The 19,235-nt window shown below is 67.1% G+C and carries 13 protein-coding genes; 8 read left to right on the forward strand and 5 right to left on the reverse strand.

The window, feature by feature from the left end:
* Positions 1-242: 242 nt before the first annotated feature.
* Positions 243-1,754, forward strand: a complete 1,512-nt coding sequence (locus tag ABG80_RS00780; RefSeq protein ID WP_160322395.1) for a hypothetical protein — start codon at positions 243-245, stop codon at positions 1,752-1,754.
* Between the two features lie 36 nt (positions 1,755-1,790).
* Positions 1,791-2,492: a hypothetical protein gene (locus ABG80_RS00785; RefSeq protein WP_152987396.1), complete on the forward strand. Its 702-nt coding sequence runs from the start codon at positions 1,791-1,793 to the stop codon at positions 2,490-2,492.
* 33 nt (positions 2,493-2,525) lie between these two features.
* Here the strand turns inward: ABG80_RS00785 and ABG80_RS00790 are convergent, their stop codons facing one another.
* The 4 genes from ABG80_RS00790 to xdhA form a co-directional block, all read right to left on the reverse strand.
* Entirely contained in the window at positions 2,526-3,932 is a 1,407-nt protein-coding gene (locus ABG80_RS00790) for an 8-oxoguanine deaminase (protein ID WP_058085897.1), read from the reverse strand.
* A 64-nt stretch (positions 3,933-3,996) separates the two neighbouring features.
* Entirely contained in the window at positions 3,997-4,914 is a 918-nt protein-coding gene (gene xdhC / locus ABG80_RS00795; protein ID WP_235513702.1) for a xanthine dehydrogenase accessory protein XdhC, read from the reverse strand.
* Positions 4,915-4,951: 37 nt separating this feature from the next.
* Positions 4,952-7,321, reverse strand: a complete 2,370-nt coding sequence (gene xdhB, locus ABG80_RS00800; RefSeq protein WP_058085898.1) for a xanthine dehydrogenase molybdopterin binding subunit — start codon at positions 7,319-7,321, stop codon at positions 4,952-4,954.
* Positions 7,322-7,342: 21 nt separating this feature from the next.
* Positions 7,343-8,878, reverse strand: coding sequence for a xanthine dehydrogenase small subunit (gene xdhA / locus ABG80_RS00805; RefSeq protein WP_058085899.1), 1,536 nt, complete (start codon positions 8,876-8,878; stop codon positions 7,343-7,345).
* A 90-nt stretch (positions 8,879-8,968) separates the two neighbouring features.
* On the opposite strand from xdhA, the gene ABG80_RS00810 reads away from it, so the two are divergent.
* The 6 genes from ABG80_RS00810 (at position 8,969) to ABG80_RS00835 (ending at position 18,669) form a co-directional block, all read left to right on the forward strand.
* Positions 8,969-9,949, forward strand: a complete 981-nt coding sequence (locus ABG80_RS00810; protein WP_058085900.1) for a LysR family transcriptional regulator — start codon at positions 8,969-8,971, stop codon at positions 9,947-9,949.
* A gap of 42 nt (positions 9,950-9,991) precedes the next feature.
* Complete coding sequence (locus ABG80_RS00815) at positions 9,992-11,557, forward strand: ABC transporter ATP-binding protein (RefSeq protein WP_058085901.1); 1,566 nt, start codon at positions 9,992-9,994, stop codon at positions 11,555-11,557.
* Positions 11,544-12,605, forward strand: a complete 1,062-nt coding sequence (locus tag ABG80_RS00820) for an ABC transporter permease (protein ID WP_058085902.1) — start codon at positions 11,544-11,546, stop codon at positions 12,603-12,605. Before ABG80_RS00815 ends, ABG80_RS00820 begins: the two co-directional genes overlap by 14 nt.
* Positions 12,605-13,531, forward strand: a complete 927-nt coding sequence (locus tag ABG80_RS00825) for an ABC transporter permease (protein ID WP_058086028.1) — start codon at positions 12,605-12,607, stop codon at positions 13,529-13,531. The genes ABG80_RS00820 and ABG80_RS00825 overlap by 1 nt, the downstream gene beginning before the upstream one ends.
* A gap of 65 nt (positions 13,532-13,596) precedes the next feature.
* Positions 13,597-14,763 carry a BMP family ABC transporter substrate-binding protein gene (locus ABG80_RS00830; RefSeq protein ID WP_058085903.1) on the forward strand — a complete coding sequence of 389 codons (1,167 nt, stop codon included), beginning with the start codon at positions 13,597-13,599 and terminating at the stop codon, positions 14,761-14,763.
* Positions 14,764-15,072: 309 nt separating this feature from the next.
* On the forward strand, positions 15,073-18,669 hold the full coding sequence (locus tag ABG80_RS00835; RefSeq protein WP_058085904.1) for an indolepyruvate ferredoxin oxidoreductase family protein: 3,597 nt from the start codon (positions 15,073-15,075) through the stop codon (positions 18,667-18,669).
* Here ABG80_RS00835 and ABG80_RS00840 read toward each other — a convergent pair.
* The gene (locus ABG80_RS00840) at positions 18,639-19,208 is read right to left on the reverse strand and encodes a DUF2314 domain-containing protein (RefSeq protein WP_160322396.1); all 570 of its coding nucleotides are present in this window, start codon (positions 19,206-19,208) and stop codon (positions 18,639-18,641) included. The two genes, ABG80_RS00835 and ABG80_RS00840, sit on opposite strands and share 31 nt — an antisense overlap.
* Between the last annotated feature and the right edge of the window lie 27 nt (positions 19,209-19,235).

Below are 19,235 nucleotides of genomic sequence, written 5' to 3' on the forward strand. Positions count from 1 at the left end.
CGTTGGATAGCCAAGCTGGCGAATGGTCAACCCAACGCGCTTGCCCAACTTGATGTAGAGCTGTACGGCTCGCAGCCGATCCTCGTATGAAAACATGAACTACCTCCAGGTAGTCCAAGAAATCGTCCGCACCCCCTTTCGGGCAGTCTTTGGTTGGCGCGCGCACTTCAGAGGGGATATCGGCGCAGTACCCGATGGAGCCCAAATCGAAGAGCGAATGCGCTTCTGCGCACGAGAAGGCAATGCAGTTCTACCGGGCTGAGCACCGGTTGGGTGAAGCAGGCATCCTTCAACGCAAACAGGTGGAGCGAGAACAGATCGCCGAATGCAGCGCTTTAACCGGCCGAGGGAACAACGCCTACTGGCGATGTGTCGAGCCTTACCAAGACCGAGCCAAGGAACTGCACGCTCAAATTTCTGCTCACTTTGCGGAACGCGACCGCATCAAACGCGAGATCGACGCGGCGGACAGAACTTGTGAAGCGACTGTTCGCAATGGTGAAAAGGCTTTTGCCGACTTGGAAAAGGCGGGCAAGCAGGTCAAAGAGCTGTACGAAGCGAGTGGCTCACCTGCTGGTGCGGTGAAGGGCGTTGCAACACATGCGGCTCAAAAAGCGCTCGACGCCACGGCAGCAGAGGTAATCGAGGGGGCCTATGTCAAGCGCAACGATCATCAGGACCCAGCGGTCAGTCGCTTGTACAAAGACGTTGAAAAAACTCGCTCATCTGATGGCAGTCGAAACCCGGTGGCAAAGGCCGTTGCCGACGAGTCGTTCAGGCAACTCGAATCACAGTCGCATCAGACGATGGGTGACTTGGCGTCGGCCACTGCCCAAATCGACGGGTTCACGGCGAACGGAGCCTCCCCGCCCCAGCGTTCAGCGCCGGACGTTGGCCAGGGTTTGCCTCGCAGAGGTGGTTCGGCCGCAGCAGTCGCCATGAAGGGCGCAATCGATCGCTCCAACGACGCGCAGGCCAGGTCTGAATTCGAGCGGGTGCAAAGAGCCAACGATGCGCGAGATGCGGAGGCGCTGAGTCGTGCTTCTGGCTCCTCTCCAATGGGAAATCTTGTCGCCGTGGGTGCGGCCGTGGTGGCGACGCAAGGCAACGCTTCGTTGGCCCGACAAATGCTGGAGATGGCTGATGTGGGGAAAACGGCTGCTCGCACCGAGCCCTCGATTCCGGCGTCGAACAGCAGGTCCGCTTCGATAGCGGCCCCATCTTCAAGCGGGTGTTCATCAGAACGCGCGGCGCTACAAGCCCACATGTCCTGGGCGACCGTTCCAGAGGACTACATGACGGTCAAGCCCATCTACCCCGCCTTTCAGTTGCGAGAGATGATTGCCAGCATCGAATCATCGCTGGCCAAACTGGACAGTTCGGCCAGCGACGTGAAGCGCTCGCTGGAGTTGAAGCTTCAGTTATGCAGTGCGAAGACGCGTCTGGCCGAACGAGAATCTCGTGAACGAATCCGGGCGAAGGGCGCACTGGCCACGTCCAAGCCATGCACAGCAGAGGTTGATCGCTTGAGCCGCATTGCCGGAAGTGCGAGACAAGACAGCATCACTGAGACTGCGCGCGTCGCACATTCATTGGCCGTCAAGGTGATCGAGGCTGTTCGAAAATGCCCCCAGGATCCATACCTTGATCAACTGGCCCTCGATCTCCAGCAAACCGCGTCGTCGGCAAGGGAAACCTGCGAAATGATAGCCAGTGACCGCAGCGTTTGCACACAACCGTGGCCGGGCCTGTGAGAAGCGAAATCAAAACCCATTGATGGAAGGCAAATCATGAGCAGCAGGATCGTCGAATTCAGAGGCGCAATGCGCCGAGTGGGAGTTGTGTCCGCGATATCGATTGCTGTACTGTTGACGGGGTGCGCAGTCGGTAAACCTCGCGTCGATATGTACAACGGCCTTTTGCCCGACGGCGTGACGCCTGCAGCGACGACCCTGGCACCTCGCACGGGCCAGTTCCGCAACCAGACGGTCTACATCGTCCTGGGTGCCAATTACCTCAGCTACAGCGACACATGGGCGGGCTTTCAGAAGATCGCGGACGAGGGTGGCTTCGCCAACCTCGCTTACACGCGTGAAGAGTTGCAGGCCTTCCAGCGGTTTTGGTCACCCGAACGCACGACCTCTCTCGTCGTGGATACCCTCAAAAAACACTTTTCCGATGTCCGTGTTGCCGACGACTTGGCTCAAGCCAAGGAGTTGGGTGCTCGTTGGATCGTGGTTTATGACCATTCTTATCGTCAACCGACAACTGCGACGGCAACTTGGACCAATCACACCGTCATCGACTTGCTCAGTGCCGACCGGTTGCAGTTGATTGCCCGAGCTGAAGTCAATGAAACCCAGTCGAGAGGGATCGCGATGGGTAGCAGCGACGTCCATCGGCTCACGCGCCAGAGAGGCGAAGATTTGGTGGGATGCATCACGCGCGCCGCGCAGCAGTTCGATCGCAAACTGAGTGCGTTGGATGGGTGAAGTGACGTGCTGATCTCGCCCTAAAGGAGTCACTCATCGCTGAGCCAGCGTCATCGCCAATTGGTTGTGCCGCTCCACCACCGCCCCCATCTCTACGGTCGTGACCCGCCCGTGGTCAGCCACCACCCGCCCATTCACAATCGTCCAAGCCGTCGGCTCCCCATGGCACATCAGCAAGGCCGCCACCGGGTCATGCACCGCCGCCCCGGCCATGCCCAGCGTGCGCGTGTCAAAGATCGCCAAGTCAGCCGCGAACCCGGGCGCAATCTGCCCGATGTCCGTGCGCCCCAGCACCTCGGCCCCACCGCGCGTCGCCACACGCAAAGCCGCGCGCGCACTCATGTCCGCCGGCCCATGGTCACACCCGAAGGGCTCCAGGCTGCGCCCCGCGCGCGCCAGCAGCATCGCTTGCCGCGCTTCGGCCAGCATGTGCGCGGCGTCGTTGCTGGCTGAGCCGTCCACGCCCAGGCCCACGGGCACGCCGGCGTTGAGCATGCGGCGCACGGGCGCGATGCCCGAGGCCAGGCGCATGTTGCTGCAGGGGCAGTGCGCCACGCCCGTGCGGGTGGCGGCAAAGCGGCCGATGCCGTGTTCGTCCAGCTTCACGCAGTGGGCGTGCCACACGTCGTCGCCCAGCCAGCCCAGGCTTTCGGCGTATTCGGTGGGCGTCTGGTTGAACTTCTCGCGGCTGTAGGCAATGTCGTGGTCGTTCTCGGCCAGGTGGGTGTGCAGGCGCACGCCGCGCCGGTAGCTGCGCGCCAGGCTTGCTGATTCGCGCATCAAGTCGGGGCTGACCGAAAACGGTGAGCACGGCGCCAGCGCGATGCGCGTCATGCTGAAGTCGCGCTCGTCGTGCCAGGCCTCGATCAGGCGCTGCGAGTCTTTGAGGATGTCGGCCTCGCGCTCGACCAGGCTGTCGGGCGGCAGGCCGCCGTTCGATTCGCCCACGCTCATGCTGCCGCGGCTGGCGTGAAAGCGCATGCCGATTTGCAGCGCCGCTTCGATGCTGTCGTCCAGCCGGCAGCCGTTGGGGTAGAGGTACAGGTGGTCGCTGCTGGTGGTGCAGCCGCTGACCAGCAGCTCGGCCATGGCCACCTGGGTCGACACCCGCACCATCTCGGGCGTCAGGCCCGCCCAGATGGGGTAGAGCGTGCGCAGCCAGGTGAAGAGTTCGGCGTCCTGCGCGGCCGGGATGGCCCGCGTCAGGCTTTGGTACATGTGGTGGTGCGTGTTGACCAGGCCGGGGATGACGACGTGGCCGCGCGCGTCGATCACGTCGGTGGCCTGGGCGAGCAGGGCGGGGTCGAGCTCGGCCGTGGGGCCGCAGGCCACGATGCGCGGGCCCTGGATGAGCACGCTGGCGTGGCGCCATTCGGTGCCGGCGTCGTCCATGGTGGCGACGCAGTCGGCGTCTTTGATGAGCAGGGTGGGCGTGTGCATGGGGCGGGCGTGGGCGTTGGAGGGGGCAAGGCGGCCACCGCGCGGCGTGGTGCGCGAGCCGGCCTCAGGCGGTGCGCTGCAGCAGCTGCGCCACCACCGAGATGGCGATGACGGCGGGCTCTTTTCCCGGCAGATCGGGCAGGCCGATGGGGCAGGTCAGGCGGGCGATGGCGTTGTCGCTCACGCCCATGGCCTGCAGCCGGTGCAGGAACTTGGCGCGCTTGGTTTGCGAGCCGATCAGACCCGCGAAGGCGAAGTCGCCGCGCTTGAGCACGGCGTGGATGATGCGCAGGTCCAGGTCATGCCGGTGGGTGAGCACGAGGTGGTAGGCCAGTGCGGGCGCGTCGGCCACTTCGGCTTCGGCCTGGGCGGTGCTGACGAACTGGATGTGCGGCGGCAAAGCGGCGATGGCTTCGGGCGAGGGCAGACCGGGGGCGTCGGCGCCACAGGTTTCGGCGGTGTCGGCGCGTTCGTCCAACCAGCGCACGGTGCAGTCGATGTCGGCCAGCAGTTTGACGATGGCCTGGCCGACGTGGCCGGCGCCGTGCAGTTCGAGGTGGAAGCGGGGCGCGGGCAAGGTCCAGGCTTGAAGCGTGGTTTCTGTCAGGGGCTCGAAGGCCAGGTCGACAGAACCGCCGCAGCATTGGCCCAGCGTGGGGCCCAGGGCGAAGGTTTGTTGCCAGGCGGCGAGGGGTTTGCTGGCGGTGCGTGCTTCGGCCAGGGCCTTGCGGGCCAGGTCGATGGCTTGCCATTCGAGGTGGCCGCCGCCGATGGTTCCGAGGACCGTGCCCAGCGCATCACCGCTTTGGCCGCCATGTTCTCCCCCGCCCACCAGCATGCGCACACCCGCCTCGCGCGGCGTGGAGCCGCGGATGGTGTGCACGCGCACCACCAGCGCAGGCCGCTCGGCTGCGAGCCACTGCGCGGCGACGTGGCGCAGGTGGCGGGCACTCAGTGCGGTCATGGCGTTGGGTGTGGTCATGGTGTCAACGCAGCGAAGCCGTGTCGTGCGGTAGGCATCAAGCCGCAGCGGGTGCGGCCGCCTTCACCGCCTCGACCGCATCCAGGATGGCTTCGGCCGTGGCGGGCGCGCGCAGCGGCGGCTGCACCTTGTGCTGGCCCACCGCCGACACCGCGTCGCGGATGGCGAAGAACACCGAGAAGGGCAGCAGCAGCGGCGGCTCGCCCACGGCCTTGGAGCGGTAGATGGTGTCTTCCACGTTGCGGTTGTCGAACAGCTTGACGCGGAAGTCGGCCGGGCAGTCGCTGGCGGTGGGGATCTTGTAGGTGGAGGGCGCGTGCGTCAGCAGCTTGCCGCTTTGCGGGTGCCACACCAGCTCTTCGGTGGTCAGCCAGCCCATGCCCTGGATGAAGGCGCCTTCGACCTGGCCGATGTCCAGCGCCGGGTTGATGGACTGGCCCACGTCGTGCAGCACGTCGGCGCGCAGCAGCTTGAACTCGCCGGTGAGCGTGTCCACCAGCACCTCGCTGACGGCGGCGCCATAGGCGAAGTAGTAGAAGGGGCGGCCCTGCATGGCGTCGCGGTCCCAGTGCAGCTTGGGCGTGGCGTAAAAGCCGTCGGACCACAGTTGCACGCGGGCCATGTAGGCGCTCATGGCCACGTCTTCAAAGGGCAGCACCTGGTCGCCCACTTGCACCTGGCTGTCTGCAAAGCGGATGGCTTCGACGCTGACGCCATGCTTGGCGGCCAGGTGCGAGATCAGGCGCGACTTGATCTGCTGCGCAGCGTCGGCGGCGGCCTTGCCGTTCAAGTCAGAGCCGGTGGACGCGGCCGTGGCCGAGGTGTTGGCCACCTTGGTGGTGTCGGTGGCCGTGACGCGCACGCGCTCTGGCAGCAGGCCCAGGGTGTGCGCCACCATCTGCGCCACCTTGGTGTTGAGGCCCTGGCCCATCTCGGTGCCGCCGTGGTTCACCAGCACGCTGCCGTCGGTGTACACATGCACCAGCGCGCCGGCCTGGTTCAGGTGCACCACGTTGAAGGAGATGCCGAACTTCAGCGGCGTGAGCGCCAGGCCCTTCTTGAGCACGGGGCTGCTGGCGTTGAAGGCGTTGATGGCGTCGCGGCGGGCGCGGTAGTCGCTGGTGGTGGCCAGCTCGCCGATCAGCGCGGGCAGCACGTTGTCTTCGACCTGCTGGCCGTAGGGCGTGACGTCGTTGTGGCCGATGCCGTAGAGGTTGGCCAGGCGCACGTCGAGCGCGTCGCGGCCCAGGCTGCGGGCGATGTCGTCGAGGATGTAGTCGACCGCGAAGGCGCCTTGCGGCCCACCGAAGCCGCGAAACGCCGTGTTGCTTTGCGTGTTGGTGCGCGCGCAGAAGCCGTCGATGTGGACGTTGGGCAGCCAGTAGGCGTTGTCGAAGTGGCACAGCGCGCGCGCCATGACGGGGGCCGACAGGTCGGCCGAAAAGCCGCAGCGCGACACCATCTCGACCTGCGCGCCGAGGATGCGGCCTTCGTCGTCGTGGCCGATGGACCAGTCGTGCGTGAAGCAGTGGCGCCGGCCGGTGACCATGAAGTCGTCGTCGCGGTCGGGGCGCAGCTTGACGGGCTTGCGCAGCTTGGCCGCGGCGATGGCGGCGATGCAGGCGAACACGGCGGACTGCGATTCCTTGCCGCCAAAGCCCCCACCCATGCGGCGGCAGGTGACCTGCACGTGGTGGGCATGCAGGCCCAGCGCGTGGGCCACGGCGTGCTGCATTTCAGACGGGTGCTGCGTGGAGCAGTGCACCAGCATGCCGCCTTCTTGCGGGATGGCGTACGAGATCTGGCCTTCGAGGTAGAACTGCTCTTGCCCGCCGAGCTGGATGTGGCCTTGCAGCGTGTGCGGTGCTTGCGCGATGCCAGTGGCCGCGTCGCCCCGCGCCATGCGCATCGGCGGCACGACGTATTGCTTCGCAGCGTGCGCGGCCTCGGGCGTCAGCAGCGCGGGCAGCTCTTCGATGTCGAGGAAGGCCTTGGCCTGCGCGGCGGCGCGGCGGGCCAGTTCACGGTCGTGCGAGAGCACGGCGAAAACGGGCTGCCCGAGGTAGTGCACGGTGCCATCGGCCAGGATGGGGTCGTCGTGCACGATGGCGCCGCAGTCGTTGCGGCCCGGGATGTCGGCGGCGGTGATGACGTCGACCACGCCGGGCAGGGCGCGCAGGGCGGCCAGGTTGATGCCCTTGAGGCGGCCGTGGGCCACGGGCGAGAGGCCGAGGGCGGCGTGCAGGGTGCCGGCCAGCTCGGGCTGGTCGTCGATGTAGGTGGCTTCACCCGCGACGTGCAGGCGGGCGGATTCGTGCGCCAGGGGCTTGCCGGCGGCGGTGGTTGAGGGCGCGGCCACCGTGTCGGGTGGCAGGTGGGTGGCGGGGATGTCCACGGCTTGGTTCATGGCGGGGCTCCGTGGGTTCGTTCAGCAGGTGGCGGGCCAGACTTGCACCTGATCGGCGCGCAGCGGGGTGCCCGCTCGGGTCTCCAGCCAAAAACGTTCCAACAGGTTCTGCGCCACCTTGAGGCGGTAGCTGGCGCTGGCGCGCAGGTCGGTCATCGGTTGGAAGTCTTGTGCCAGGGCGGCTTGGGCGGCGCGCAGGGTGGCTTCGGTCCAGGGCTGGCCGGTGAGGGCGGCTTCGGTGGCGCTGGCGCGGCGGGCGGTGGCGGCCATGCCCCCCCAGCCCAGGCGCGCCTCGGCGATGCGCTCGCCATCCATGCGGATGAAGAAGCCCGCGCACACGGCGGAGATGTCGCTGTCGCGGCGCTTGGAAAGCTTGTACGCGCGCACCACGTCGCCTTCAGCGGCACTGGGCAGCGGCACGCGGATGGCCTGCACGAACTCGCCGGGCTGCAGGTCGTTCTTCATGTAGTCGAGGTAGAAGGCCGACAGCGGCAGCTCGCGCGTGGCGGCGCCCTTGCGCAGCACCAGGGAGGCGCCGAGCGACAGCAGGATGGGCGCGCTGTCGCCAATGGGCGAGCCGTTGGCGACGTTGCCGCCCATGGTGCCGGCGTGGCGCACGGGTGGCGAGGCGAAGCGCAGCCAGATTTCCTTGAGCGCGGGCACGTGCTGCGCGAGCGCCGACCAGGCCGCTTCGAGCGAGGCGCCGGCGCCGATTTCCAGCACAGGCTGGGCGCCGCCGCTGAGCGTGACGCCCTGGAACTCGGCCACCTTGCCGACGTAGATGATCTCGCCCAGGTCGCGGAACTGCTTGTTGACCCACAGCCCGATGTCGGTGGCGCCAGCCAGCAGGCGCGCGTTGGGCAGGGCTTCGCGCAGCGCGGCCAGCTCGGCCAGCGTGGTGGGCGCGTGGAAGCGTTGGGCCTGCGTGGGCGCGGCGCCGTTGGGGCCTTCGTAGACCAGGCTGTCGGGCGCGGCCGCTTGCAAGGCTTCGAGTTGCGCCAGCACCGGGGCGGTGTCCAGCGTCACGCGTGGGGCGGCGTACATCTGCTCGCCGGCATCGAGGATGGGGCGGTAGCCCGTGCAGCGGCACAGGTTGCCGGCCAGCGCGTCGGCCATGGCAGGGCGGGGCAGGGCTTGTTCGTGCTGTTCGTAGCTGTGCCACAGCGACATCACGAAGCCCGGGGTGCAAAAGCCGCATTGCGAGCCGTGGCAGCTGACCAATGCCTCCTGGCAGGGGTGCAGGGCGTCGGGCGCGGCCTGGCGGCCCAGCGCGGTCACGTCTTCGACCGTGAACAGGGCCTGGCCGTCGAGCGTGGGCAGGAACTGGATGCAGCTGTTGACCGTGCGGCGCTTGAGCTCGCCGGTGGCGGCGTCGCGCTCGGCCACGACCACGGTGCAGGCGCCGCAGTCGCCTTCGGCGCAGCCTTCCTTGGTACCGGTGCAATGGGCGTGTTCGCGCAGCCACTGCAGCACGGTCGTGGTCGGCGCAAGGCCTTCAACCTGCTGCACCTCGCCGCGGTGGACAAAACGGATCGGGCGTGGGGTGGGGGAACTCATGGGGACTCCGGGTGGGTGTGCGTGTCAGGTTAGCGTCTGGTGTTTGAGCCGGTATACAAGATTGCGCATATCGGTGATAAAAAGCAACGCATGAATCAGCGCGCGCTTTTCGACAAGATCGACCTGTCACTCATCCGGGTTCTGCACACCGTGATCACCGAGTCCAGCGTCTCACGCGCCGCCGTCAAGCTGCGCAGCAACCAGCCCGCCGTCAGCGCCCAGCTGCGGCGGCTGCGCGAGCTCACGGGCGACCCTTTGCTGGTGCGCAGCGGTCAGGGCATGGCGCCCACCGACGTGGCGCTGAGCCTGGTCGAGCCGGCCGCCACCATCTTGCAGCAGGCGCAATGGATCTTCGGCGACAAGAGCGCGGCGCGGGGCTTTGACCCCGCCACCGCCGAGGTGACCTTCCGCATCGCGGCGACCGACTACCTCGACCCCTGGTTCCTGCCCGAGCTCACGCTGCGCCTGCGCCGCCTGGCGCCGCATTCGCGCCTGGAGGTGCTGCCGCTGGGCACCCAGCTTGATCACCGGCGCAGCCTTGCGCGCGGCGAGGTGGACCTGGTCATCGGCAACTGGCTGGAGCCCTCTGAAGAGCTGCACCTGGGCCGCCTGGTCAGCGACGAGCTGGTCTGCCTGGTGTCCGAAGACCACCCGGCTGCGCGCCTGCCCAAGGAGGGCAAGCGCTCCTGGTCGGTCGAGCAGTACCTGGCGGCCGAACACATCGCGCCGCTGCCGTTTCACCCCGACGGCCCGGGCATCATCGAGCAGCACCTGCAGGCCAAGGGCCTGGAGCGGCGCATCGTCGTGCGGCATCCGCATTTCGCGCAGATCCCGTACATGGTGGCGGGCTCGCTGCTGGTGCTGACCACGGGGCGGCGCTTTTGCGAGCGCTACGTGCGCGACCTGAAGGTCAAGGTCATCCGCTGCCCGGTGCCGCTGCCGTCTTTGAACTACTACCAGCTTTGGCACGACCTGACCCACAAATCCGCCGCCAGCCGTTGGTTGCGTGAGCAGGTTCGCGACGTGGTCCGAGGCTTGCATCAGGTTCAGCCGCCCGTGCGGCATCATTGAGTTTTGGCCTCCCCACTGCGGCCCCCATCTCCACACCCCCACATGACCCTCAGACTCGAGCTCAGGCGCATCACCAAGCAGTACCCCGGTGTCAGGGCCAACGATGCCGTCAGCCTCAACGTGCGCCCGGGCGAGATCCACGCCGTGCTGGGCGAAAACGGCGCGGGCAAGTCCACCTTGATGAAGATCATCTTTGGCGCGGTCAAGCCTGATTCGGGCGAGGTGCTCTTCAACGGCCAGCCGGTGCAGGTGCGCTCGCCGCAAGAGGCGCGGGCGCTGGGCATCAGCATGGTGTTCCAGCACTTCTCGCTGTTCGACACGTTGACCGCCGCCGAGAACGTGTGGCTGGGCCTGGACAAGTCGCTGAGCCTGGCCGAGGTCACCGCGCGCATCCGCGAAGTCTCGGGCGCTTACGGCCTGGAGGTGGACCCCGATCGACACGTGCATTCGCTGACCGTGGGCGAGCGCCAGCGGGTCGAGATCGTGCGGGCGCTGCTGACCAAGCCTCAGCTGCTGATCCTCGACGAGCCGACCTCGGTGCTCACGCCTCAGGCCGTGGGCAAGCTGTTCGTGACGCTGCGCCAGCTGGCGGCCGAAGGCTGCTCCATCCTCTACATCAGCCACAAGCTCGACGAGATCCGCGCGCTGTGCCAGCGCTGCACGGTGTTGCGCGGTGGCAAGGTCACGGGTGAGGTCGACCCGCGTGAAGAAAGCAACGCCAGCCTGTCGCGCCTGATGATCGGCAGCGAGCCGCCCGAGTTGCACCGCAGCGAGGCCGTGTTGGGCGAGGTGGCGCTGTCTGTCAAGCACCTGTCGGTGCCCAGCCTCGACCCTTTTGGCACCGATCTCAAGGACGTCGGTTTCGAGCTGCGCGCGGGCGAGATCCTCGGCATCGCTGGCGTGTCGGGCAACGGGCAACAGGCTTTGATGGCCGTGCTCAGTGGCGAGGACCCGCGTGCCAAGCCGGGCACCGTCCACCTGTTCGGTCATGACGTGGCGCGCTCGTCGCCACGCGCCCGGCGCCACAAGGGCCTGCACAGCGTGCCCGAAGAGCGCCTGGGCCGTGGCGCTGTGCCCACCCTGTCGCTGGCGCAGAACACCCTGCTCACCCGCGACGACGCCATCGGCCCTGGCGGCTGGTTGCGCACCAAGGGCATCACCGGCATGGCGGTGGAGCTGATCGATCGCTTCAGGGTCAAGGCCGCTGGGCCGCATGCGCTGGCCAAGAGCCTGTCGGGCGGCAACCTGCAGAAGTTCATCATGGGCCGCGAGATCGACGCGGCGCCCAAGGTGCTGCTGGTGTCCCAGCCCACCTGGGGCGTGGACGTGGGGGCCGCGGCGCAGATCCGCGGCGAGTTGTTGAAGCTGCGCGATGCCGGCTGCGCCGTGCTCGTGGTCAGCGAGGAGCTGGACGAATTGTTCGAAGTGAGCGACCGCCTGATGGTGATGGCGCAAGGGCGGCTGTCGCCGTCCATCCCGGCCGCCGAGGCCACCGTGGAGCAGATTGGCGCCTGGATGAGCGGCTTGTGGGACGGTGGCGCTGGCGAGGCTTCGGCAGCGGTGCCCGGCCTGGTGACGCAGCAAGGGGGCGCCCATGTTCAAGCTTGAACCGCGTCCGGCGCCGTCGAAGCTGCTGACCTTCACCTCGCCCCTGATCGCGCTGGCGATCACGGTGCTGGTGGGCGTGGCCTTGTTCGTGGCCCTGGGCAAGGACCCCTTGGCCGGTTTGCGCATGTTCTTCGTCGAGCCGCTCAAGAGCGGCTACGCGCTGTCCGAGCTGAGCCTCAAGGCCACGCCGCTGGTGCTGATCGCGCTGGGCTTGTCGGTGTGTTTCAGGGCCAACCTCTGGAACATCGGCGCCGAAGGGCAGTTCATCCTGGGGGCCATTTGCGCCGGTGGGGTGGCCATGCAGGCCACGCCCGAGAGCGGGCCTTTGCTGATGCCCGCCGTGCTGGCGGCCGGTGCCTTGGGCGGCATGGCCTGGGCCGCCATCGTGGCGCTGCTGCGCGACCGCTTCAACGCCAGCGAGATCCTGGTCAGCCTGATGCTGGTCTACGTGGCCGAGATGCTGCTGAGCTACCTCGTCTACGGACCCTGGAAGGACCCCAACGGCTACAACTTCCCGCAGACCATCACCTTCCTGGAAGCCGCGCGCGTGCCCAAGCTCGTGCAGGGCTGGCGCCTGAACATCGGCGTGTTCATCGCGGCCGTGGCGGTGGTGGGTTTTGCGGTGTTCCTGTACCGCACCTTCGCGGGCTTTCAGCTGCAAGTGGGCGGTCTGGCGCCGGCGGCGGCGCGCTATGCGGGCTTCTCGAGCCGCAAGGCTTTGTGGACGGCGCTGCTGCTCTCGGGCGGCATGGCCGGCCTGGCGGGGGCGCTGGATGTGGCCGGGCCACAAGGTCAGCTCACGCCGTACGTGCCGCTGGGCTACGGCTTCGCGGCCATCATCGTGGCCTTTGTGGGGCGCTTGAACCCGTTCGGCATCGTGTTCTCGGCGGTGCTGATGAGCATGTTCTACATCGGCGGTGAACTCGCCCAGTCGCGCCTGGGCCTGCCCAAGGCCCTCACCGGTGTCTTTCAGGGCTTGCTGCTGTTTGCGCTGCTGGCCTGCGACACCTTCATCCACCAACGCCTGCGCTGGGTGAGCAAGAAATGATGACCGCCGAATCCCTGGCCCTCTTGACAGCGGCCACCCTCAACGCCGGCACGGTGGTGGCGCTCGCCTCCCTGGGCCTGCTGATCAACGAACGCGCTGGCGTGCTCAACCTGGGCGCCGAGGGCATGATGCTGGTGGCCGCCATCGCAGGCTACGCGGCCTGCGTGCACACGGGCAGCGACCTGGTCGGCTTTGCGGCGGCGGCCGGTGCAGGCGCGCTGCTGGCGGCGGCATTTGGTGTGCTGGTCATCTGGCTGGGCACCAACCAGTACGCCACGGGGCTGGCGCTCAGCCTCTTCGGGGCGGGCCTCAGCGCCTTCGTGGGCATCACCTACACGCAGTTGCGCCTGCCCGAGCGGGTCAACCATGCCATTCCTTACCTGTCTGACCTGCCATTCGTCGGGCCGGCCTTTTTCAGGCACCACCCACTGGTCTACATCACCATCTTGCTGGCCTTGGGTCTGACGTGGTTCCTGCTGCGCTCGCGTTCGGGCCTGGTGCTGCGCGCGGTGGGCGAGTCGCCCGAGTCGGCGCACGCGCTGGGCTATGCGGTGCGGCCGATTCGCCTGCTGGCGGTGTGCGTTGGCGGCGCGCTGTGCGGTGTGGCCGGCGCCTACATCTCGCTGGTCTACACCCCGCTGTGGGTCGAAGGCATGGTGGCCGGCAAGGGCTGGATCGCCCTGGCCCTGACGACTTTCGCCACCTGGCGGCCGCTGCGCGTGCTGTTGGGTGCTTACCTGTTCGGTGGCGTGACGATGCTGCAGTTCCAACTGCAGGGGCAAGGCGTGCAGGTGCCTTCGCAACTGCTGACGATGCTGCCCTACCTCGCCACCATCGTCGTGCTGGTGCTGATCTCTCGCAACCCGACGTGGATCCGCATCAACATGCCTGCTTCACTCGGCAAGCCCTTCCATCCGGGAGCCTGAGTGGGCATGATCGTTGCTGTTGCAGTTCGTCCTGTGGATAAGAAGTTCCCAACCCTGGAGATGACATGACCTCTGACCTGTCCAAGCGTTCCGTGCTCAAGCTAGCTGGCTTTGCTGCCCTGACCGCCACCGCCGCCCTCGTGGGCTGCGGCAAGAAAGAAGCTGCGCCTGAAGCCGCATCGGCTGCTTCCGAAGCCCCGGCGTCCGCCGCCGCTGTGGCCGCCGCTCCGCTGAAGATCGCTTTCGCCTACGTCGGCCCTGTGGGCGACGCGGGCTGGACCTACGCGCACAACCAGGGTCGCCTGGCGGTCGAGAAGGAATTCGGCGACAAGGTCGTCACCTCCTTCGTGGAGAAGGTGCCCGAGGGCCCCGAGGCCGAGCGCGTGATCCGCGACCTGGTGGCCCAGGGCAACACCCTGATTTTTGGCACCACCTTCGGCTACATGGAGCCCATGCTCAAGGTCGCGGCCGACAACCCCGCCGTCAAGTTCGAGCACGGCACCGGCTACAAGACGGCCGCCAACATGCGCACCTACGACTCGCGCACCTATGAAGGCGCCTACATGGCTGGCGTCATCGCGGGCAGCATGACCAAGACCAACACCGTCGGCGTCGTGGGCTCGATCCCCATCCCCGAGGTGATCCGCAACATCAACTCCTTCACCCTGGGCGCCCAGAGCGTGAACCCCAAGATCAAGACCAAGGTGGTCTGGGTCAACGCCTGGTTCGACCCCCCGAAGGAAAGCGAAGGCGCGCAAAGCCTGCTGAACCAGGGCGCCGACGTGCTGTTCCAGAACACCGACTCGGCCGCCGTGCTGCAGACGGCCGAGAAGGCTGGCAAGTACGCCTTCGGCTGGGACTCGGACATGAGCGCCTTCGGCCCCAAGGCCCACCTGGCATCGGCTGTCATCAACTGGGGCCCGTACTACATCAAGGCCACCAAGGACGCGCTGGAAGGCACTTGGCAAACCGGTGGCGTGTGGTGGGGCGTCAAGGAAGGCGCCATCGACCTGGTGGCGGTTTCTGACGCCGTGCCGGCCGAGGTCAAGGCCAAGGTCGAGACCATCAAGGCCGGCCTCAAGGACGGCAGCTACGTCATCTGGAAGGGCCCGATCGTGGGTCAGGACGGCAAGGAAGTGCTGGCCAAAGACGCCGTGGCCGACGACAAGTTCCTGGGCGGCGTGAATTTCTACGTCAAGGGCGTGGAAGGCTCGATCCCGTCGTCCAAGTGATGGCGGTTTGAGCCCTGGGCGGTTGGGCCGGTTGGCCCGCAGCCAGGGCTGGGGTGGCCTCAAGGCTGCCTGACAAGGGGCGGGGTGTTGCAGTCCGTGAAGGATTGCGCCCCCGCCCTGTTTCATTGCCGACTCAAGCGCGGAACAGGCCGCTTTCGACCCCGTGAAACCACGGGATGGCGCTGGGGGGCGTCGGCCTAAACTGGGGCTCATCAAAGGGTTCCGGCCGCGCGCCGCACCGACGAGCCACGAGCTTTGCCGCCCAGGTCAGCCTGACCGTGCCGCGCGACCGCCACCAGGAGGTCGTCGATGAACGCGCCACTTCCCCCCGAAGTGCTCCAGGCCCTCGCTTCGTTGTCCCTGGAGGACAAGTACACGCTCGAGCGCGGCAGCGCCTTCATGAGCGGCATCCAGGCCCTGGTGCGGCTGCCCATCCTGCAGCACACGCGCGACGCCATGGCCGGCCTGAACACCGCCGGCTTCATCAGCGGCTACCGGGGCTCGCCCCTGGGCGGCTACGACCAGGCGCTGTGGAAGGCCCGCGAGCACCTGAGCAAGCACCACATCGTCTTCCAGCCCGGCGTCAACGAAGAGCTGGGCGCCACGGCCGTGTGGGGCACGCAGCAGCTCGCGCTCACGCCGGGGCCGCAGCGTTTCGACGGCGTCTTCGGCATCTGGTATGGCAAGGGCCCGGGCGTGGACCGCTGCGGCGACGTCTTCAAGCACGCCAACATGGCGGGCACCTCGCAACATGGCGGCGTGGTGGCGGTGGCGGGTGACGACCACGTGGCCAAGAGCTCTTCGTTGGCCCACCAGAGCGACCACATCTTCAAGGCCTGTGGCCTGCCGGTGTTCTTCCCGAGCAATGTGCAGGAGATCCTCGACCTGGGCCTGCACGCCTTCGCGATGAGCCGCTTCTCGGGCCTGTGGACCTCGCTGAAAACCATCCAGGAGGTGGTGGAGTCGTCGACCACGGTGTCGGTGGACCCGGACCGCGTCAACATCGTGTTGCCGGGCGATTTCGACATGCCAGAAGGCGGTCTGCACATCCGCTGGCCCGACGCACCGCTGGCCCAGGAGGCCAGGTTGATGGACCACAAGTGGTACGCCGCGCTGACCTATGTGCGGGCCAACCGGCTCAACCACACGGTGCTCGACAGCGAAGGCGCACGGCTGGGCATCATGGCCAGTGGCAAGGCCTGGAACGACCTGCGCCAGGCCCTGCATGACCTGGGGCTGGACGAGGAGGCCTGCCGTGCCTTGAAGCTGCGCCTGCACAAGGTGGCCGTGGTCTGGCCCCTGGATGCGATGATCACGCGCGAGTTCGCGCAAGGGCTGCAGGAGATCCTGGTCGTCGAAGAAAAGCGCCAGATGATCGAGTACCAGCTCAAGGAAGAGCTCTACAACTGGCGCGAAGACGTGCGCCCCAACGTGCTGGGCAAGTTCACCGAATCCGATGGCGACCAGACCGGTGGCGAGTGGTCGCACCCGCACCCCGCCAGCCGCTGGTTGCTGCGCGCCCAGGCCGACCTCAACCCTGCGCTGATCGCCAAGGCCGTGGCGCAGCGCCTTGAAAAACTCGGCTTGCTGGCCGATGCCCCATCGCACTTGCGCGAGCGCATCGCCGAGCGCCTGCGCGTGATCGAAGACAAGGAGCGCTCGCTGGCGCACACCACGGCCGGCCCCGAGCGCGCGCCCTGGTTCTGCAGCGGCTGCCCGCACAACACCTCCACCCGCGTGCCCGAGGGCTCGCGCGCCATGGCTGGCATCGGCTGCCACTACATGGCGCAGTGGATGGACCGCAACACGGGCCTGGTCTCGCAGATGGGCGGCGAGGGCGTGGCCTGGGTGGGCCAAGCCCCGTTCACCGACGAGAAACACGTCTTCGTCAACCTGGGCGACGGCACCTACTTCCACTCGGGCGTGCTGGCCATTCGCCAGTCGGTGGCCGCCAAGGTCAACATCACCTACAAGATCCTGTACAACGACGCGGTGGCGATGACCGGTGGGCAGCCGCTGGACGGCAACCTGTCCGTGCCCGCCATGACCCGCGAGCTGCACGCCGAAGGCGTGCGCCGCATCGTGGTGGTGACCGACGACCGCAGCCGCTACGCCGATGTGCACGACCTGGCCCCTGGCGTGGACCTGTTCCACCGCGACGACCTGGACCGTGTGCAAAAGGAGTTGCGAGAAACCGAAGGCTGCACGGCCCTGATCTACGACCAGACCTGCGCCACAGAGAAACGCCGCCGCCGCAAGCGCGGCAGCATGCCGGCCGTCACCACCCGCGTCGTGATCAACGAAGAGGTGTGCGAAGGCTGTGGCGATTGCACCGTGCAGTCCAACTGCCTGAGCGTGGAGCCGGTGGACACGCCGCTGGGCCGCAAGCGGCGCATCAACCAGAGCAGCTGCAACCAGGACCTGTCGTGCCTGAAGGGCTTCTGCCCCAGCCTGGTCACCATCGAGGGCGGACAGCTCAAGGGCGCCAAGCCGCAGCCCGGCACGCCCGACGTGCGCAAGCTGCCACCCGTGCCGGATCCACAGCTGCCTGACGCCACACGGGCCTGGGGCATCGTCGTGGCGGGCATCGGTGGCACGGGCGTGATCACCATCGGGCAGCTGCTCGGCATGGCCGCCCACGTCGAAGGGCGCGGCGTGGTCACCCAGGAGGCCGCAGGGCTGGCCCAAAAAGGTGGCGCCACCTGGAGCCATGTGCAGATCGCCAACCGGCCAGAGGCCATCCACACCACCAAAGTCGGCACGGCAGAGGCCGACCTGGTCATGGCGTGTGACCCGATCGTCGCGTCGCTGCCCACGACACTGAGCGTCATGCGCAAGGGGCGCACCCGCATCGCCCTGAACACCCACCACACGCCCACCGCGTCGGTGGTCTCGTCGCCAGACTGGCATTACCCATCGGGCCAGTGCGACCACGTGCTCGCCGATGCCGTGGGCGCCGAGTCCATCAAGCGTTTCGACAGCGTGGCCCTGGCTGAAAAGCTGCTGGGCGACGCCATTTACGCCAACCCGATGATGCTGGGCTTTGCCTGGCAGATGGGCTGGGTGCCGCTGAGTGGGCAGGCGCTGCGCCGGGCCATCGAGCTCAACGGTGTCCAGGTCGAGCGCAACCTGACGGCCTTCGAGTGGGGGCGGCAGGTGGCGCACGACCCGGTGCGCGTGGCGCGGCTGACGATGCCGGCGCAACCGGTGCAGTGGCTGGGCTCCAAGGCCGGTGCTGGTCAGGGTGGCACGGCAGCGGAGCTCGACGCGCTGGTGGCCCATCGCATGGCCTGGTTGACCGACTACCAGGACGAGGCCTTGGCCCTGCGCTACAAGGGCTGGGTCGATCGCTTTCGTTTGGCTGAGGAGATGCTGGATGCGCGGGTCGGCCAGACCAAGCTGCGCCTGAGCATGGCCGTTGCCCGCCAGCTGTTTCGGATGATGGCCATCAAGGACGAATACGAGGTGGCCCGCCTGTTGACCTCAGAGCGCTTCAAGCAACAGCTGGGGGCGCAGTTCGAGGGTGATTGGCGTTTGGTGTTTCACCTGGCACCTCCTGCACTGGGTGAGGGCGGTGGTGCGGTGCGACGCGTTGCCAAGCGGGCGTTCGGTCAGGCGTGGTTGCCCTTGCTGAGCGGCTTGGCCAAGGCACGCCGCTGGCGCAACACCTGGCTCGACCCATTGCGCTGGAGCGCCACCCGCCGTGACGAGCTGGCGACCTTGCGCGAGTACGAGGCGCTGCTGGGGCAGCTGCTGGAAGGCCTGAGCGCCAGCCAGCATGCGCTTGCCTGCGAGCTGGCCGAGTCGGCCGAGGCCATTCGCGGTTTCGGGCCCGTGCGGGCGGCGAACGCGGCCCCCGTGAGGGCCCGCTGGGCTCAGAGGTTCTTGCTGCAGTCCAGGCCGTAGGATTTCTTGAGCGCCTCGACCTCGGCCGCTGGTGCCTTGGCCAGTTGCACGCAGGTGGTGAAGTTGCCATGCATGCGGCGGGCCTTGATCTCGAAGTAGGTCCAGTCGACGATGTCTTCGCGCTTGAAGCTCACCTGGCCACCCACGACCAGCTTCTTGAGGCGGCTGGGCACGCTGTTGGCCTTGCCCTTGTAGCCGTTGCCGTCCTTCTCGAAGGGGTGGATCCAGACGTACTCGGTCACCTTGCCTTCGCTCAGGCGCACGCGCACGGATTCGACATCGACGTTGGGGTCGTTGGCCGCATGGATTTTGAGGAACTCATCGAGCGAGCCCTGCGCTTTCTTGAAGGCCGCTTTCATGGCGGGGTCCTGGTCGTTGAGCTCGACCACTTCCTGCTTCTCCTCGGCTTTTTTGTCGGCCTTCTTCTGGCTGGCTGCGGGCTTGGTGGCCACAGCAGGTTCGGCCCGAGCCGCTCCCATCGACAGGCACAGCAAGCTGGAGATCAGGGCAATCGACGTGGTGTGAACAAGTTTTGGCATGCGTGCAAAAGGCATCTTCGTGACGGC

It is taken from the genome of Aquabacterium parvum (assembly GCF_001447195.1).
GTDB lineage: Bacteria > Pseudomonadota > Gammaproteobacteria > Burkholderiales > Burkholderiaceae_C > Aquabacterium > Aquabacterium parvum.